General features: G+C 60.2%; 14 protein-coding genes and 1 pseudogene. 7 read left to right on the top strand and 8 right to left on the bottom strand.

Annotated features, from left to right (window positions below):
• The first annotated feature begins 11 nt into the window (after positions 1-11).
• From ABIE52_RS23115 to ABIE52_RS23100, 4 genes are all read left to right on the top strand, one after another.
• The gene (locus ABIE52_RS23115) at positions 12-1151 is read left to right on the top strand and encodes an NAD(P)/FAD-dependent oxidoreductase (protein WP_354541541.1); all 1140 of its coding nucleotides are present in this window, start codon (positions 12-14) and stop codon (positions 1149-1151) included.
• Positions 1152-1164: 13 nt separating this feature from the next.
• Positions 1165-1605, top strand: coding sequence for a DUF1931 family protein (locus ABIE52_RS23110; RefSeq protein ID WP_191908650.1), 441 nt, complete (start codon positions 1165-1167; stop codon positions 1603-1605).
• A 1254-nt stretch (positions 1606-2859) separates the two neighbouring features.
• Positions 2860-3321, top strand: a complete 462-nt coding sequence (locus ABIE52_RS23105; RefSeq protein ID WP_007735543.1) for an Hsp20/alpha crystallin family protein — start codon at positions 2860-2862, stop codon at positions 3319-3321.
• 164 nt (positions 3322-3485) lie between these two features.
• Complete coding sequence (locus tag ABIE52_RS23100) at positions 3486-3836, top strand: hypothetical protein (RefSeq protein WP_039973505.1); 351 nt, start codon at positions 3486-3488, stop codon at positions 3834-3836.
• Between the two features lie 253 nt (positions 3837-4089).
• Here the strand turns inward: ABIE52_RS23100 and ABIE52_RS23095 are convergent, their stop codons facing one another.
• A complete protein-coding gene (locus ABIE52_RS23095; protein WP_039973504.1) occupies positions 4090-5190 on the bottom strand; it encodes a membrane protein in 1101 nt (366 codons plus the stop codon).
• 279 nt (positions 5191-5469) lie between these two features.
• Here ABIE52_RS23095 and ABIE52_RS23090 point away from each other — a divergent pair, with 279 nt between their 5' ends.
• The gene (locus ABIE52_RS23090; protein WP_054826691.1) at positions 5470-5985 is read left to right on the top strand and encodes a nitroreductase family deazaflavin-dependent oxidoreductase; all 516 of its coding nucleotides are present in this window, start codon (positions 5470-5472) and stop codon (positions 5983-5985) included.
• A gap of 780 nt (positions 5986-6765) precedes the next feature.
• On the opposite strand, the gene ABIE52_RS23085 is transcribed toward ABIE52_RS23090, so the two are convergent.
• The 4 genes and pseudogenes from ABIE52_RS23085 to ABIE52_RS23070 all read right to left on the bottom strand — a co-directional run bounded on the left by ABIE52_RS23085 (position 6766) and on the right by ABIE52_RS23070 (position 10561).
• Entirely contained in the window at positions 6766-7623 is an 858-nt protein-coding gene (locus ABIE52_RS23085) for an alpha/beta fold hydrolase (RefSeq protein WP_151098487.1), read from the bottom strand.
• Entirely contained in the window at positions 7620-8654 is a 1035-nt protein-coding gene (locus ABIE52_RS23080) for an NADP-dependent oxidoreductase (RefSeq protein WP_192712678.1), read from the bottom strand. Before ABIE52_RS23080 ends, ABIE52_RS23085 begins: the two co-directional genes overlap by 4 nt.
• Before the next feature lie 79 nt (positions 8655-8733).
• Positions 8734-9454 (bottom strand): annotated as a pseudogene (locus ABIE52_RS23075) (SDR family oxidoreductase).
• Between the two features lie 30 nt (positions 9455-9484).
• Entirely contained in the window at positions 9485-10561 is a 1077-nt protein-coding gene (locus ABIE52_RS23070) for an alkene reductase (protein WP_192712677.1), read from the bottom strand.
• 157 nt (positions 10562-10718) lie between these two features.
• On the opposite strand from ABIE52_RS23070, the gene ABIE52_RS23065 reads away from it, so the two are divergent.
• Positions 10719-11321 carry a TetR/AcrR family transcriptional regulator gene (locus tag ABIE52_RS23065; RefSeq protein WP_007735533.1) on the top strand — a complete coding sequence of 201 codons (603 nt, stop codon included), beginning with the start codon at positions 10719-10721 and terminating at the stop codon, positions 11319-11321.
• A gap of 511 nt (positions 11322-11832) precedes the next feature.
• Positions 11833-12075, top strand: a complete 243-nt coding sequence (locus ABIE52_RS23060) for a hypothetical protein (RefSeq protein WP_134929588.1) — start codon at positions 11833-11835, stop codon at positions 12073-12075.
• Between the two features lie 1899 nt (positions 12076-13974).
• Here ABIE52_RS23060 and ABIE52_RS23055 read toward each other — a convergent pair.
• The 3 genes from ABIE52_RS23055 to ABIE52_RS23045 are packed head-to-tail and all read right to left on the bottom strand — an operon-like array spanning position 13975 to position 17635.
• The gene (locus tag ABIE52_RS23055; RefSeq protein ID WP_192712676.1) at positions 13975-15942 is read right to left on the bottom strand and encodes a DUF3732 domain-containing protein; all 1968 of its coding nucleotides are present in this window, start codon (positions 15940-15942) and stop codon (positions 13975-13977) included.
• Positions 15924-16421, bottom strand: coding sequence for a three component ABC system middle component (locus ABIE52_RS23050; protein WP_354541587.1), 498 nt, complete (start codon positions 16419-16421; stop codon positions 15924-15926). Before ABIE52_RS23050 ends, ABIE52_RS23055 begins: the two co-directional genes overlap by 19 nt.
• Complete coding sequence (locus ABIE52_RS23045) at positions 16421-17635, bottom strand: ABC-three component system protein (protein WP_192712674.1); 1215 nt, start codon at positions 17633-17635, stop codon at positions 16421-16423. Before ABIE52_RS23045 ends, ABIE52_RS23050 begins: the two co-directional genes overlap by 1 nt.
• Positions 17636-17926: the final 291 nt, after the last annotated feature.

Below are 17926 nucleotides of genomic sequence, written 5' to 3'. Positions count from 1 at the left end.
AGGACGAACGAGTGGAGCAGCTGCTACGCAGCCTGAACGTCGCACCCGAGGACACACCCGTCGTGATCTGGCACGGCGAGAAGGTGCTGCGCAATCCGACGAATGCGGAACTCGCACGCGTCGTCGGGCTTCCTGTCCCGGCACCCGTCGCGGACGCAGCCAAGGACGTCTACAACCTCGTCGTCGTGGGTGCCGGACCGGCCGGCCTGGCCGCATCGGTGTACGGCGCCTCGGACGGGTTGAACACGGTGACGTTGGAGCGGATCGCTGCGGGCGGCCAAGCCAGTACCTCATCCCGGATCGAGAATTATCTGGGATTCCCCGCCGGGGTCTCCGGCTCCGAATTGGCCGAACGAGCCGTGCTCCAGGCCGGGAAGTTCGGCGCCCGCATCCTGGTGTCGGCAGAAGTGACCGGTTTGGGATCCGAGGCCGGGAACCATGTGCTCCGACTGGCGGACGGCGGGTCGGTGCACGCCCGGGCCGTTGTGCTCGCCGCCGGGGCGCGGTACCGCAAGTTGGCCGTTCAGGGGATCGAGGCGCTGGAAGGAACAAGCGTGTACTACGCCGCAACGCATCAGGAAGCACGGATATGCGGCACCGACCCGATAGCCATCGTCGGTGGCGGCAACTCCGCCGGCCAGGCCGCCGTCTTCCTCGCCGAGCACGTCTCACAGGTGCACCTGCTCATCCGCGGCGATGACCTCGGGAAGAGCATGTCCCGATACCTGGTCGACCAGATCGAACACCATCCGCGGGTCACCGTGCACCGGCACACCGAGATTCGTGCGGTCCACGGCGAGAAATACCTCGAGGCAATTGCAGTCGAGGACAATCGCACCGGCGACCAGGACACGATTCGGGTGCGCGCCCTGTTCGTCTTCATCGGGGCGGTACCGCACACAGGGTGGCTTGCCGACGCGATCGCACTCGACGACCACGGCTTCGTCCTCACCGGTGTGGACGCGATCCACGCACGAGCGGACGGCAGCCTGCCAATCAACGGCGGCCTGTCCAGGACGCTCGAAACCAGCCTGCCCGGCCTGTTCGCGGCGGGCGACATCCGCCGCGGTTCGGTGAAACGAGTCGCATCCGCCGTCGGTGAAGGAGCGATGGCCGTACGCCAAATCCATGAATACTTCGAAAGGAGCTGACGACATGCCAGTAATGGGCACCGTGAAATTCCAGCGGTTCTTCAGGGCAGCGGCCGGACTGCAGGTCGACCGGAACGATCTCAAGCGCTATACCGATTTCATCGACGACAAGATCTACGACGTGATCCTGATCGGGAAAGCCTCCGCGAAAGCAAACTTGCGCGACGTGATCGAACCGTGGGACCTGCCGATCACCAAGGGATTACAGGAGAGCATCCACCGGTTCGAAAAACTCGACGAGGAGATCGAACTTCAACCGCTGCTCGATCAGCTCACGGCCCGCCCGCCCTTGGACGTGGCCCTCTCAGAGGAGACAGAGCAACGACTGCCGCTGATCGCAGGAGGGTTGAGCGTAGCGCTGGCGCAAACCTTCGCCACGGTCGAACCGGACCGCAAGAACCCCGGCACAGCCCAATGGACAGTCGCCTTCGAGATCTTCCACCTCCTTCTGTGATTACCACCCGTCCCGGCTGACAGCGCGTCCGAGTTCGAATATGCTGTGCGGCTGCGAAAATACCGGTGCGATTCAGAACTGCCTGTCAGTTGGCGTCGACAACGGAGGATTTCCGGCGAGAGGTGCGGTTTCCGCGCTCGATTCTCGAGCAGCGAGAACTCCAGTGAGGGACTCGATTACAGCCCTCAGATCTTCTGCCGTGAGCGAGTTCGGCTTACACGCCGAACCTCTGACACCGGTAGTCCGCGTGGCCAGGCGGCGAGCAGAACTTGTCGATCGCCGATCACTCCTTCGGCTCATCTGAGAACCTTTCGTCTTCACTTTCTCGATCCCCGCATCGGGCGGGCCCTGAGCACTTCTGGGCGCGCACAGCTCAAGGCCCGGCAAGGAGACCAGTGAGGGTGATATGGCCTTGCCTTGACGAACACCCGCCCGATTGTTTGCCCCCTCGAACGGAACGGGTGCCCCCGACCCGACGAAGGTTATTGCGCACTGCTTGTAGACGACAGGGTCGAAAGTCCCAGTTCCATTGTGATGAGCAAGCTTTGACGGTAGCCGAAGTGTTCTCCCTTACAGCCGGTTCGGTGTGTGCACGAACACCGACATCGTTCGCAGCGACTCCGACGAACGAGCACCCGCGATGTTCGATGCCCGATCCACCCGCAAACATCGGGAAAAGACCTATTTTGCAAAAGCATTCGGAACAGACGTCTGCAAACCAAATACCAGGCACGGGCCACCTTTCCAGGCACCGCGGCTACTGCGCCGCTAGCGTGACGACCAAGATGTTCACCTTGCCATGCAAACGGCCATGTCACTTCTTGGCATCGAAGGCGACTGAACATGATTTATACCGATCGCACTGTTTATGGTTGAAGATGTGCGGACGACATGAACGTCGACTTCGCACGGATAGTGGGTCATCGGTGTTGTGTGCTCAATGCCGACGTCGGTCATACGCCCCGACTCGCACACGCAGAGTCGGGGCTCCGGCGGATCCGTTGCCGCGCCGCCGCTACTGACGAAGTGCCGTACCGCGCCGCCCGCTTCGAATCGAGGCCGAAGGCGGCCACCGCTTTTGTCGGGACCAGGCAAAGCAGCGATCTTCAGGGACCGGAACACTTCCCCAAAGCTTCTGGCACTCTCGGTTGCAGAGTGCTAATTCGTGTGGTTATCATGTTCTCGCACAGTAAGTTCGGTCAACCGCCACAGTGGCGGTGACTTTTCTTTTCACGACATGGGAGGTGTGTTGCTGTGCTTCGTTTCGATCCTTTCACCGACATCGACGCGATCACCAAGTCCGTACTCGCCGCGGGAACCGGCAACGGACGCAGTCCACGGTTCATGCCGATGGACCTCTACAAGGTCGAGGACCAGTACGTCCTGCACGCCGATCTTCCCGGCGTCGACCCAGGATCAGTGGACGTCCGCATCGACGGCTCGACCCTGACGTTGACCGCGCACCGCACCGCCCTCTCCGAAGAGGGTGTGAGCTGGCTGGCGAGTGAGCGTTTCGCTGGAACATACAAACGGCAGCTGTCCATCAGCGACGACATCGACGCCCAACAGATCGAGGCCTCGTACGACAACGGCGTGTTGACGGTGACGTTGCCGATCGCAGAGAAGGCGAAACCGCGGCGGATCGAGGTCTCCTCCGGACCACCCTCCCGAACCGATAACGCCGGATCGACAACACAGGTGCAGATCGAAGCCTGATCCGCCTGGCCCGAACACCGCTTTGATGGTGGGGTGACTCCCGAGGACACGCGATGGGTTCTCGGGCCTCACCCACCATCGTTTCGATCTCCCACTGCACACCCGTGGCGCACACCGGTACATCCACCACACGAAAGAATCAGCGCGAGAACCCTTTAGCTGCCATGACTGCATCCACTATCCCCCCGCACGAACAATCCGACAACACCGACAACACCGAATCCCGCGCGCACACTCCACCCGATTGGTGGGATCACCACCGTCCGATCACCAGCGATGAATACAGCGACATGGCGTTGATGCTCGGTGCACTCTCGATACTGACGTTCTGGATGTTCGGCCTCGGCATCCTCCTCGGTGCCGCCGCCATCGGAACCGCCCTGGCAGCGCGCCGACCCGACACCCCCGGACGCGATCTGGGCGACAACACCGCCGGCGTGGTCGGGATCCTCACCGGCATTGCCGGAATCGCCTTCGGCGCCGTCTTCCTCACTGCAGCACTACCCCACCTGTAGAAAAACCGAATTCGGCACTTGTGAAATCGGATTCGGTTGTGCCGTAACGCGATCACGGTGCGCGCTGGCCAGTGTCGCGGTCGGAGCCCCGATCGCTGTGGTCCTCTACTACGTGCTGCGTTCGATCATCACGAGAGAATAAGGACTGCGCTGGTCAGCTGCACATTCCCATCACGAACCGTCGGCAGGGATCACGACCTCGCCCGCGGTCGCGAACGCCACCGGCAGTAGCGCCTACGAAGCGCTCTCGCGATCATTCATTCGCTTCGTTCGACCGCGTTCGGGTCTCCTTGATGCGTTGCCGCTGCCGAACCCCGTACGTCGCTTCCGTGACGGCATCGTCGTCCTCGAGACCCGACCCGAGAGCCCCACCTATCGTGGCGATCGACGCCAGCAGCCAGGCGAGCGTGAGGTAGTCGGAGAAGTTCACCCCGTGTCCGAGAGTGCGGGCCAGCAGTTCCGGGGGAAGTGTGAGACACGCAGTGAACAACAGTAGACAGAACAGGGCCACGTGGAGGACGGTCACGCCGATGAACAGGGTGACCACGGTCGAAATGTTGTACAGCACGGATCGATCGCGCTCTTCCGACGACTTCGGCCGCTCCCACAGTTCGTGATCGACGATCAGCCAGAGAATCATCGCCACGATCGACAGGAGCGTAGCCGCGCTCATACGCCAAGGGCCCATCGTGTCGGCGAACAACCAAATCGTACTCGTTGCCAGCGCGATCGCACCCGTGGCAAAGGCACCGACGAGCACCTTCGACAGTCCGGCGACCAGCCTCCACGGGCGGTTCGCCCGCACCATCCCCGACAACAGTCGTAACCGCCGCAGTCCTGATGGCGCGAAGTAACGACTGCCATTCTCCGTCTGCGCACACGGGAACCGTCGCGCCGCGCCCTGCGGCATGAGTTCCGGTTCACCAAGAATGCGGGCTATCGCGAGTTCGGTAACAGCGCGGACGCGGCGCTCGATGTGGATCGCACCCACCCCAGCGACAGAGACAAGCGCGAAGCAATGGCCGGGGCTGACGTCGGCCACCACCGGCAGCGTATCTTCGCGGCGCGGTAGATCAGTGAGGTATACGACGATGTCCTCCCCTTCGGACGACGGATCGACCGCCCCGATGACGTCTGCGAAGTCTGTTTGCTCGTCCGAGAGGTAGGGCTTGCTACGTACACAAGTCGTCCACCGGCGCTCGAGGCGGTCACGGCTTCGTAAACGTTGTGGCAGATACTTCGCTATGCGTTCCGCGAGAGCCGTAGCTTTGCCCGGTTCCGCGATCAACAGCACCGAGGCCTGCTCACCTGCGGCACCAGATCGCTCTCCCTGGAAGTGTTTATTTGTCTTCACCGCCTTCACCTACCCGCCCGGAGCTCCCCCAAACTCCTCGAATCCGTTGTCACTCCGAATCAATGTCGGGCGGGAGGTCGACCGCCGGCTGTACCAGGGACGCGTCATCGGCCGGGGCAACGAGACACGCCGCGCACCAAGACACACGTGATCATCCCGAGTCGACACCAACCCGCCAATCAGCTCCGGCACCGAACCACAACACTCCGCAGCACTTCGCCGACTGAGCGCATTGCAGGAGGCGGTGTACACAGAGAAGCACCGGAGAGACAATCAACTATGGACACCAACGCCTTCCCCGATATTCGGTGGGGTCACGATCGGCGATTGCTCAAGAAGCCACTGAATGCCTTCGTATCGTCGCGGATCGGGTCTTGGTATCTCCGGAAATTGACGCCGATCGACCGAAAACTGCTCGCGCACAGCAAAGGCCGACGAACGATCTTCGGTCCGATGGGGGTGCCGTTGCTGTTGTTGACCACGACCGGAAGGAAAACAGGGCAGCCCCGGACGACGCCTCTCACCTACATGCGCGAAGGGGACCGATTATTTCTGGTCGGTAGTAATTTCGGGCGACCCCATCACCCCGCGTGGTCCGAGAACCTGTTGGCCAATCGGGAGGCGACGGTGACAATCGGAGGGGCCGAGATCCCTGTGAACACAACCTTGTTGACAGGGCAGGAGGCAGAGAGCGTCTTCGAACAGTTCGTCGAATACAACCCTACGTACTCGGTGTACAAGACTCGCACGGCACGTAATCTTCGAGTGTTCGCTCTCGAACGGCGCCAAACCTGATTCCCCGCAACAAGAACAACCCCTTACTCCCGATCGGCCGGTATCGACGGAATCGCCCCGGCGAGTCCGGGGACTTCGATGTACCCCAAGTTTCGTGGAGCCGTCATTTTTACGTCAGGCTACGGGTTGACGTGTGACGTGTACGTTCTCGAACTCGATCGGTGTCAGCATCCCGAGGGCACTGTGACGGCGTTAGCGATTGCGGAAGATCTCGAAGTACTCGAACGTGGAGTCGGCCAATTCGGTTCTCGTTTTCCGTCGTTTTCGATTCAAGAGTTCGGTTTACATGCTGCCCCATAAAGATTCGATCACGGCGTGTTCATAGCAATCGCCGATCGATCCCATAGACGGGACCAGCCCTGAGTCGTGCGGGGTACATCAGTCCCCGGAAACTACGGTGCGATTCAGTGACACGGGTGCCGACGGTGATGGAGGCGGCGGCCGCGGAGCGGTGTGTGTGGCTCATCGGTTGGACGTGTGCGTGCTGCCCGATGAGCCGTGCGCCCGTGGCCGGCAATGAGTGAGCATCCGAACAGCATGAAGGACCGGCCGTCCGTGTTGTGCGGGCTGTCAAGGGCTAGCTAGAGCTTCTTGTCGAGAACAGGTCCGAGCACGCCCTGCGCGGCCGAGACGATCGTCCGCGGTGGTAATCGGAAGCGCTCAAGTGCGCACGAACCGTTTTCCTCTCCATGCTCCATCGAGCAAGGATTTGGTCAGCCGTGATCGGCGATTCTGCTCGGTCATGCGTCGGTGGTGTTGGCCTGGAAGGTTTCCGCTCGTTCAGCGGGTGAGGAAGTCGACGGCGGCGGGTGCGAATGTGTCGTGGTGTTGGAATATGCCGCCGTGCCCGGAGTCGGGGTAGATGATCAGTTCGCTTGCGGGGATTCGGCGGTGCAGGTCTTCGGAGAGGGTTGAGGGCACCATTCGGTCGTTGTCGCCGTTGGCGATGAGGGTGGGTGCGGTGATGGCCGACAGGTTTTCCGGTGTGGAGCGGCCCCACTTCTTGATCGCTGTGAGTTGGGTCTGAAAGGCCTTGACCGAGACGGGCGCATCTCGGTCGTCGGTGCGTTCCTTCAGGCGTTCGACGAATGCTGTGGCGGCGCGTTTGCCGGCGGTGTTGCGGTTGAAGAACAGGAATTCTTTCGGGTCGGACCGGGTCAGGGTAGCTCGAAGAATGTCGTAATAGGTTGTGCGGACGACTTTGTCGATGTCCTTACCGCCGGCGGGGCCGGTCCCGGTGAGGACAAGTCTGCGCACGAGTTCGGGGTGCTCGAGCACGAGGGCTTGGGCGATCATGCCGCCGAGGGAGAACGAAAAGATATCGACCGTACCGAGTCCGAGCGCTGTGATGAAGGTGACGGCGTCGTCGGCCATCGCCTCGATGCTGTCGGGAACTTTCCCGGTAGAGGCGCCGACGCCGCGGTTGTCGAAGGCGATGACACGGCGCTTTTTCGCGATGGGGTCGATGATTCGCGGATCCCAGTTGTCAAGGTTCGCGGCGAGGTGGACGAAGAAGACGACGGGGATTTCGCCCTTCGGTCCGAGTTCGCGGTACGCGTAGGTGACGCCGCCGGCGGTGATGGTGCGGGTCGGCGCCTTCGCATAGGACGTGATGACGGGGTCGTTGCCGGTACTCATGGATTTGTCCTTATGTCGGTTGAGGTTTCGAGGTTTCGGGTGTTACTGATGACAGCTTTACCCCGGATGCCACCCTTGCTCAGTGTCCGGAGGCCTTGGGGTGTCTCCTCGAACGGGAAGACCTGCCCGAGGACGGGGCGGAGTGCGCCGTCGTCGACGAGTTCGGCGATGTTGCGGAGTTGGTCACCGCTGGCGTGCATGAAGAGGAACTCGTAGCTCACACCCAGCTTGCGAGCTTGGCGGCGGATACTGGAGCTCAGTCCGGTGATCGCGAGGCGCAGTAGCGGATTGAGCCCGATCTCGCGGGCGAAGGCTGGATCCGGCGGGCCGGAAATCCCGATAGCCTTTCCTCCTGGCTTGAGTACGCGGAGGGATTTCTTGAGGTTCTCGCCGCCGAGGCTGTCGAGCACCACGTCGTAGCTGTGGAGGACCTGTTCGAAGTCCTCATTGTGGTAGTCGATGACTGTGTCGGCACCGAGGGCTCGAACGAAGTCCGCGTTTCGGGCGCTGGCTGTGGTTGCGACCGTGGCGCCGAGGTGTTTGGCGAGCTGAATCGCGATAGATCCGACACCGCCGGCGCCAGCGTGGATGAGGACGCTCTGTCCTGGCTGCACGTTGGCGCGCTCGACCAGTGCCTGCCACGCGGTCAGTGCCACCAGAGGCATGGATGCTGCTTCCGTCATGCTGATTGTTGCCGGTTTGAGGGCAAGATCGGCCTCCGTCACTGCGATACGCTCCGCGAATGTTCCGATGCGATCCTTGTCGGGTCGAGCAAATACTTCGTCGCCGGGTTTGAACGACTGAACCTTCGGCCCGACCTCGATGACGACGCCGGCGAGGTCGTTGCCGAGGATCAACGGAAGCCTGTACGGGAGTATCTGCTTGAACTCACCGGTGCGGATCTTCTCGTCGAGTTGGTTCAGCCCGGCTGCTTCTACTCGCACGAGCACGTCACGCTCACCGACAACTGGCTCCGGCACGTCGGATTCTTGCAGTGGCCCTTTATATTTGGTGACGACGAACGCTTTCATGTCTTTGGTTCCTTCGGCTAGGGCGACGGGAAGGGCGGGGAGGCGTCGCGGCTCTGTTTTCCGCGACGCCTCCGCTTGGCTACTGCTGCGGCGCTGCAGTTCCGAGTTGCGGGTAGAGAGCTTCGATGGGCGCACTGAGTCCAGCTTTGACCTGAGCGGATGCTTCGTCGGCGAGGACTTCGTACTCGCCTGCCTCGACCGCGTCGAACACGGTGCGTACGAGGTCCGCTGGATCAGTTTTGGGGTCGGTGGAGTGCGCGGCCATGGGGGGTGTCGACCCAGCCGACGTGGACGCCGACGACGTGGACGCCTGCGGGTGCGAGTTCGAGGCGAAGTGAGTTGGTCGCAGACCATAGTGCAGCTTTGGTGGCGCTGTAGATACCCGCGACGGCGTACCAACTCAGCAGCGAGTGGATGTCTATGATGACCGACTCGTCCTGGGCTGTAAGGATCGGCGCGAAGGCGCGGGCGAGAAAGAGGGGGCCGAGGAAGTTTGTTTCGACATTGGCGCGGATTTCCTCGTCGGTATGGGTGAGGATGCCCGTGCTGGAGGTGGAAGTGCCGGCGTTGTTGATCAGAACGGTCACGTCCGATGCGGCGGAAACGACAGCTTCGATGGATGCGGGATTGGTGACGTCGAGGGCGAGGGGGACGATCCGTTCGTCGTCCCACGTACGAGGAGTGCGAGCGGTGGCATATACCTTCGACGCACCGCGAGCGAGGGCTTCGTGGACGAAGTGGGTGCCGATGCCGCCGTTTGCTCCGGTGACGAGGACAACGGATCCGTTGAGTGAGGGCATGTCAGGTTCCTTGGGTTACGTGGCGGATGGTCAGACGTGTGCGAGGGTCGGGTAGTCGGTGTACCCCGCTTCGCCGCCGCCGTAGAGGGTGGTCGGGTCCACAGCGTTCAGTGGCGCTCCCAGGCGTAGACGGTCGACGACATCGGGGTTCGCCAGTGCGAACTGCCCCAGCGGCGCGATGTCAGCCAGACCGGCGTCGATGTCGCCGGAGATCTGCTCACGCGTGCGCCCGAAGCGCACGATCAGGACAGCGGTCGGCCACACGTCACGGAACGAGCGGAGCAAATCGTCGTCACCGACATGATGGACGTGGAGGTAGGCAAGGCTCAGTGCCGCGAGTTCCCCGACCAGGTGCGTGTACTGGGCGCGCACGCTCCCGATCTCACCTTCGTCGATCCCGCCCAACGGCATCGACGGGGAAATCCGGATCCCCACCCGATCGGCTCCGATTTCTTCTGCCACTGCCGCGGCGACCTCGATCACGAAGCGAGACCGGTTTTCCACCGATCCGCCGTACTGATCAGTGCGGTGGTTCGAGTTCGGGGAGAGGAATTGGTGCAGCAAATACCCGTTCGCAGCGTGAATCTCCACCCCGTCTGCGCCGGCTGCGATCGCGGATGCCGCAGCATGCCGGAAATCGGCGATCGTCGTCTCAATGTCGGAGATGCTCATCTCCCGCGGCACCGGAGTCTTCTGCGGACCGGTCGCGGTGAACATGTCCTGATCAGCCGAGATGGCCGAGGGGGCTACCGGCGGACGGTGATGTGTTGTGTTGTCCGGGTGCGACATCCGGCCGACGTGCATCAGCTGGATGAACAGCGCACCGCCACCATCATGGACGGCGTCGGCGACGTGTGACCAGCCCTCGATATGAGCCGGAGTGTAGATCCCAGGCGTGTTCGGGTAACCCTGCCCGTCGTCGGAGGGCTGGGTGCCCTCGGTGATGACCAGTCCGAGCGAGGCGCGCTGGCCGTAGTAGGTCGCTACGAGCGGGCCCGGGGTGCCGTCCGGGTTTGCTCGGTTGCGGGTCATCGGCGCCAAGGCGAGTCGGTGCGGGAGTTCGACGCGTCCGAGGGCGAACGGTTGCCAGAGTGAAGGTGATGTCATGAGCGGGGTGCTCCTCAGGTAAATCGGTCAGGTAGGTCATCGGTGCGATGCAGAGGTGATGTCTCGTGGGACGATCAAGGGGACATCTGAACCGCATCAATATTGACTACAGTCATAACTGAATGTACTCAATATCTATTCCCGAAGGATATCCGTCATGCCATCCGCTTCCCAGCCAGCCGGAAGGCGCGAGCGAAACAAGCAGCAGAAACTTGTCCGTATTACCGCCGCTGCCAGCGAACTCTTCGCCGAGTACGGCGTCGACGATGTCACCACCCAACAGATCGCCGAGAAGGCGGACGTCGGTACCGGGACGGTGTTCCTGTACGCCAAGACGAAAGGCGAGTTGCTCCTACTTGTGCAGAACGCGAACTACAGCGAAGCACTCGCGCGGGGCCGCACGGATGCCGAAAACATCTCCGACGTACTCGACGCGGTGATGGCGATCATCGGCCCGATCGTGGAATGCAACCGCACCCAGATCGACAACGGACGCACCTACCTGCGGGAGATGGTGTTCGGCAACCCCGAGGAACCCCACCATGCGGAAGCGCTCACTATCGTCGGCCAGACCGAAGAAGCCATCGCAGCAGTGCTGCGCCGAGGCGGTCAAATCGGAGAGGCCGAGGCTGCAACGCGGGCGCACGTGGTGTCGGCGATCATGTTCCTCGCAATGGCGGCCACCGTAAACATCGCTCGTACTGTCGACGAAATCAGGGGGGAGATCAAGGCCCAGGTGGCCGCTCTTCTGCCGCACTGATGCCCTGCGCCACGGCACTGTCACTTCTGGCGCCGATCGCGGAGACTTGCCGATCGAAACCAAATGCCCATAGCGTCCTTATGCGAGGCCGGTGCGCGCTTGGACGCGGTTACACAGGTCTATGATGCGAGAATCAAATACCCTCTTGGCCAATCGAATTGAGTTTCGCATGTGAGCGACTCCGCCAGGATCGACGGGTCGATCCTGTACTTGCCGAAACCTATTCACTATTGTTGTCCACCGACTTCGATCCGCGGTCGACGCTCAAAGAGCCCCGCGCCTGAAAACTACGGCAAGTTCTGCATCTTGACCGACTTCAGACCTGACTCGTTGCTGCACTCGTAATGCCGTAGCCACCGAAGGCGAAAGGGACCGCACAAGCTTTCCCCAACAAATGCGCCTGCCCGCATCCAATCTACGATACAAACAAGGCCGCGAGCGAAATACTGTGCAAGAAAAAATGTTTCAAGAATTCAATGCTTCGCGGCGGATGTCGCGAATAGCTCGAGCGATGGCTTGCCCACCCCCGATCGACTACCGGCGCCGACGACGCATCTTCCCGGCCCCCTCTGATATCGGGCGCAATCACACTCGACTCCTCGCTCGCGCGGCAAACGCCTACCTGACCGAAGCCTTCACATGGAAAATCCAGCGCTACATCTGGCAACCCCTGACCGGCAGCGACCCACTCGTAACCTACGGCGCTGCTCTGCTCCACGGCCCCGCCGCCTATAGCTACCGCAAATTGTGCTGACGATGCCTGCCGACCTGCAAGACAAATCCGGCGAGGCCGCCCATAGGCTCCTACTCAAGCATCGAATCGGTGAACCCACTAGCTAAACAACACAATTCAGTGCAATCCGGAACATGGGCGGCCCGAGGACGCGAAGAACACTACCTTCGAGACATCGGCCGCAGCGACCTCCGAAGAACTAGTCTGTCACTCACACTCGCGGCCTCGACGGCAGGCGACCCCGAAGAATTTGTCCATCTAGCGCTCTCCGGTGAAATGGTTGCCGCACTTCGACTCTGCCGATTCACCGAAACCGCCCTCTGCGCGTGGGAGACAGAGGCTGCAGCAACTTTAGGAATCCGAACCACTCAAATCAGCCGAGAATGCGCGTACCTCTCCAAGTCACTCGGAACGGAAATCTTCGCTCGAAGAATGCCCAATGGGACTCGCGAACTCACACCCACAGGCACTGCGCTGTACAACCTCGCCCGGGCGAACATCGACAAACTACGCCGTCGCCAGCTACGAACCACCCTGCGCAGACTAGACGCTGAAGAACCACGCTCACGATTTCTTCAACGCGACCCAGTCGCCGCACTGTATCTCAGGTCGACAAGTTCCATACACAAATCAAACTGCCCCAGATCCGGACGGTGTGTGCTGGGCCTACATCCGCGCTTCGTCCCAACATCGACATAATCGCTGGTGCTCGCCCCGAATCCCACCATGACCGATTCTTGTCCCACCTTCAGGCGATGGCGGCAGCAGCTGCCGCCATCGCCCGAAGTTGAGACAGACACCTGCGGAACAGACCCGATGAGACAAGCTCCGATACTGAAGTTGAGACAAACCTAGCTAGGCAAGCCTTCCGTACATTTCACTCCCTAATTGACGCCAACGGCGTTCGGCTCCAGACGGGATTCACCGTCACGCCGCGACTGACCCCGTTCAACCAGATACCGTGGGCCGGTGCCATTCGAGCAGATCTCGACCTACCCGAGGCATGCCGCAGGTCCAGTTCAAAGGAGCTTGTCGACTTCGCATAATCGTGCGCCGGCGAGAGACCGCACCCGAATCGTTCGTCGGTATGACACCCTGAAGCGTCGCTTTTATGCTGTAGCCGCGCTGCCGGGTACCCGACGGAAGAAGACGCAAAGGTGTTGGAAACGGAAGGCCTTAGATCAGAGGACGACCCGGTGCCTTCGCCGGTATACGAGGATCCGGGGTATGGCGCGGGCCCCGTCCTCGACACCGAAAATCTATTGCCAGCCGAACGGAAACTTCTCCATGCAGTGCGGACGTCGACGATCTGCGACCCCATTCCGTACGAATCCAAGCTGCACAACTTCGAAATCGCTGGACGGACATTTCGCACGATCAAGCCGCCCGCACTCGAAATCGCTGAGTGGACGTCACCCGAGCGAATGATCCGCGGCGAAATTCTGGCGCGACTGATCCGGCATGGATACTCGGATGGGCCAGTGAAGAACATTGAGCTTCGCGGTGCCATCATCACCGGAACGCTGTATTTTTCCGATGAAATCGTCTCGCCAGCAATCGAACTGAGTCATTGCCGGATCGAGAATATTTCTGCATTCCTCCCGAATCCATTGACAATCAGCGGTTTTCCTGTGAGACCAGGGTGCACACACCCTTCGCGGACCAATCGGCCACCTCGACGGACCGGATCCTTCGATCGACTTCGGCCGCAACCAACAAACTGGCCAGGGCCCACCGGTACCCAGCTTTGTCTCTCGCCGACCTCCGTTGACAATGAAGCACCGACGCATAGGAACCTTTCTGCGACATCATCGTTCGCAGAAAGAGTACGACACCCCGATTCTAAGAGGGGGTTGCGGTCCAAACGCTTCGAACCCGCGACAATTGGCGTGGCATCCTGCGTCCGCCGCAATCGGCCACTTAATCGATGTTGCGCTCCGCATTGATCCACGTTCGTGGGATAAGCGCTTCGCCCGAACGCCAGGTCTCAACGACAGAGTCGTGGAACCAGTCGTCGGTGAAATCCGCGTGATCAAAAGCGATGATTTGCAGTCGGCCTCCTTGCGCTTGCACGGCGTCATACATGAGCTTGTACAGCATCCGAGTGTTGTCACGGTCTGTGTCGGTCAATTCGCTGAGGTCACCACCGGTTTCCCGGTCACGCGGGAAGAATGCTTGACTGGGCTGATCGATGACGATGAATCCCGGGACTGGTCGGCGGTTCGTAATGAAGAAATCGTGCAGGGCGAGGTACGCGACCAGGTGGTAGCCGACCCAACTCATTCCACTGCCGATTTCGCCAGCATCCATGTATGCGGGACCTTGAGGTGTATCGGCGACGACAGTGAGACGTTGAGGATCAATGCGGACTCCGTGTTGCGAATGTTCGAGTTGTAGCGTCTGCGCCATAGAGGTCATGTTGCGTGCAACTGCGGCCAGTAATGAGGCGACAGTAGATCGAAGCGTTTCGGGGTCGAGTTCATCGGCGAGGTCTTCGGCCCACCGTTGGAGTTCGGTCAGCTCCCGCTCCATGAGGTCAATGGTGTCATCGCCGTCGACGTTTGCGGTTGCGAGATACTGGGAGATCTTTCCCTTCACAAAGCTCTGTTGTTCCCACTCACCGCGTTCGGCGAGGCGCGCTTCGTCGGTTCGGGCCAGGGAGTCAAGCGCCTCATCGGCGTCCGAAAGGTCCGCTCGCAGCTTCTCCCGTTGTGCAATCAGCCCGCTCCGCGCCTGCTCGATCCGTGGCTGGTCGCGTTGAGCGAGTTCCAGGCGGTGTTCTACTCTGCCCAGGTTGCGAGCGATTGCGTCGTGCTCTGGGATTGCGGCGATGGAGTTTCGGCAAAGCGGGCACGAGGGATTCTCTACTTCTCTGTCGGGTATCAACCCGATCGACGCGAGCCTTACCCGGTGTTCATTCAGTTCTTGGTTGTAATCTCTACCGACGTTGGCAAAATTGTCGAGGCCGCGGAGATTGTCGTTGAGTTCACGAATCTGGTTGCGAAGATCGCGTTTTCGTCGAACAAGTTGTTCGGTCTCGTCAAATTCACCGAAGTCCACTTCAGTGGATGACGGAGAGATCAGGATGCGCCTGAGAAGGTCCATTGCTTCGTCGGATGCAGTTGGTGCGTCTGTGACGTCGAGCAGTCCGCAGGATCGCGCTTCTGATATCAGACCTGCAGCCCGCCCGACTCCGAGGGTTAGTGCTGCCCTTGCCGTTCCGATCTTGATACTCCTGGACCGTATGTCTCGACGCAGAGCAGTGAGTTCTTCGCGTTTACGCATCGCGTCGAGGCCTTGCGCGCCTAGAAAGTACGGCAATGAGTCTCGGATCGCCTGTTTCTGGAAGTCGCGATTTTGGTGGTGGAAGAGGATGTCTGGGTTCGCGATCTCACCCTGCCCTTGAAAGCAGTAGTACAGGGAATGCCTGAGATTCGCCGCGAGAGGAAGTCTGGTTTGGCCGTCCGCCGGGACATTCAGATTATCCCCAATACCGATTAGTCCTCCGATGTATTCGATCACGTCGGCTGCGTTCGCGTTGACTGACAACGTAGACATGTCGGGGATCGAGTCTTCCCCGACGAGGAGTACGGCAAGCGATGTGGTGGAGCCATGATTTGGTGCAGGTCGGGCGATGTAAAATGATGTTTCGTTCACGTGCGCGAGGAGTCCGTACCAATGCACGGTTTTCGAAATAGGCCCGATGGCTGCGTGCGGGCTGTCGCCGCCGAGCAAAAATCGGAGAATGTTGATGATGCTCGTTTTTCCGGTTCCCGATTCCCCGCTGATGATGTTCAGCTTCCCGGGATTAAAGCGGATCACTCTTTCTTCGCCGGATCGGTTGTAAAGAACGAGGGCGTCAAGCTGCATCATGGTCGAAATCCCCATCTGGCTAGTGTGGTGGCTTCGTCACTGTCGGAGGTGGCGAACCACTTTCCAAGGAAGACGGCTGTATTCATACATGATTCCCAATCCTCGGTTGGGCGAAGCGACTGAGGACGCCGCTTTAGCCGTGAGGGCAGAAGGCCGAAATCATCGCTCCTTAGCACGCCGTGACGGACACCAAACAGGATCGCCTCTGACGTCAATTCCTTGAAGTCTGTTACGCGTTCAGCGATGTCAACGAAGAGCAGCGGGTTCTCTCGAATCCAGGCCCACATTGATGTAGCTACGGTTTTCGGAAGATTCTCTCGTGTCTGTTTGTGGAGAGACGCAGGCAGGATGATGTAGGCATAAGTCAATGGCAGCGGTGCATCTGTTTTGTCAACGAAGGCCGCACAGGCGCGATTGACCAGCGCGCCGCAGAACGCGGGGTTAAAGAGAGCAGCGGCTTCATCGTCCGGGCGGGTGTTCTGTGGGGGTTGCATCACGCTGTCTCACGCGCCTCGGCGACACGTTCGCGAAGGAGGGTCACCCAATCGGGGTGCCAGCCAATTGTCAGGCGGTCCGCCAGGATGTGCATGGACCCGATGGGGATGTATCCGGAGCGCAATTCTCTGCGTATCTCAGGTAGCGGTCGGTCTCCTAATGCAATGAAGAGTCCCAGGGCTGCTCGTCTGCGTTCTTCGACGTCTACCGCCTCGGTGTCGCCCGGCTCCTCTGCGGGTATGAAGAGTCGGCGCCACTCTTCGACCAAGCGCCGGTCGTAATCTGCAAGTTCAGTCACGGCGAGCAACTTTTCGCGCTGCCATCGAGATCTTTGCAAGAAGGCGCGATTGTGGTCGAGGACTGCCATTCGGATTCGTTCATTATGGAGCATTATCAGCTTGAGTTGAGCGACAAAGACTCGATCGTCTTCCGCTACTTCACCCACACTCGGCATTTCCATGTCACCGAAATCGAGCGGGAGATTATCATCTCGCAATGCTTGTGCGATGTGATGCAATTGCTCTTCGATTTCTTCGATTTCAATCGTGTCGCTGTGCTGATCAGCAACGAGAGTCAGATGTGTCATTGCTCGGCCATGCCACCAACCTCGCAGTCGCTCGACCAGTGGTGTGCGGCGGTTTTTTGGCACCGTCTTGCGAACCGCCAACATCAGTTGGGCAGTGATATCAACTGCTGCCGCTGCTTGATCTATCACCGTGACGCGACTGAGAAGTTCATATCGCGCTTTGACCGTAAGTTTCAAAAATTCTTCGTAATAATCTTTTGATGCTTCATTACCGCAGGCCTTCGCTACTGCTTCCAGTTTCTCCTGTGCTTGACGAACCGCGTCCGCATTACGACCAGGAGCGAGTAAGGAGGCAGCCGAATCTGCCGGTGAAGTTGCTGTGGAGAAAATGACACATTCGGCACCGTCCGATGTCTCGATCCAGTTATGGATGGTCTTCCACACATCTGGGCTGGCGTCGCCAAGCGAGCCGCGTCGACCTACATGGTGTTTCGTCTGCCACAACTCGCGAGGTGTCCCGACGTCGGAACCATCAAAACCGATATCGTCGACGGTTTCCATCGACATCGCAAGCGATACGTCAGTATCCATCCGGCGAAGCATCAACAACAATCCATACTCAACCTGAGCGAGATAGCCGAGGGCGGAACCGGCGGCGCTGAACCGATTTGCGGTGACGTTCGTCATGCGAGGACATTAGCAGTGGACGAAACTCATTCTGATCGCCGCCGAACCTTTCTGCTCGCGACGGATTTAAAATCCTACATGCGCATTTTCCGGGAACTTTCACAGGGGAGTGGGTCTACTGACTCTACTCCCAATGATCGCGTAACCCGCCCGGCGCCTCGATGCGAAGCAGCGGAGACATACTCTAACCGGTGGCCAGATTGACTTCACAGGTCCCGGCTGGAAACTGCTGCAGCACATCCACACCCACAGCGGGCCGTCTCCTCAGTCTTCGGGTGTAGCTGAGCTCAA

The organism is Rhodococcus sp. OAS809 (genome assembly GCF_040546695.1).
In the GTDB taxonomy this organism is placed as follows: Bacteria; Actinomycetota; Actinomycetes; order Mycobacteriales; family Mycobacteriaceae; genus Rhodococcus_F; species Rhodococcus_F qingshengii.
Note: the sequence above shows the minus strand (reverse complement) of the source record. Positions and strands in the feature narration are given on the sequence as shown.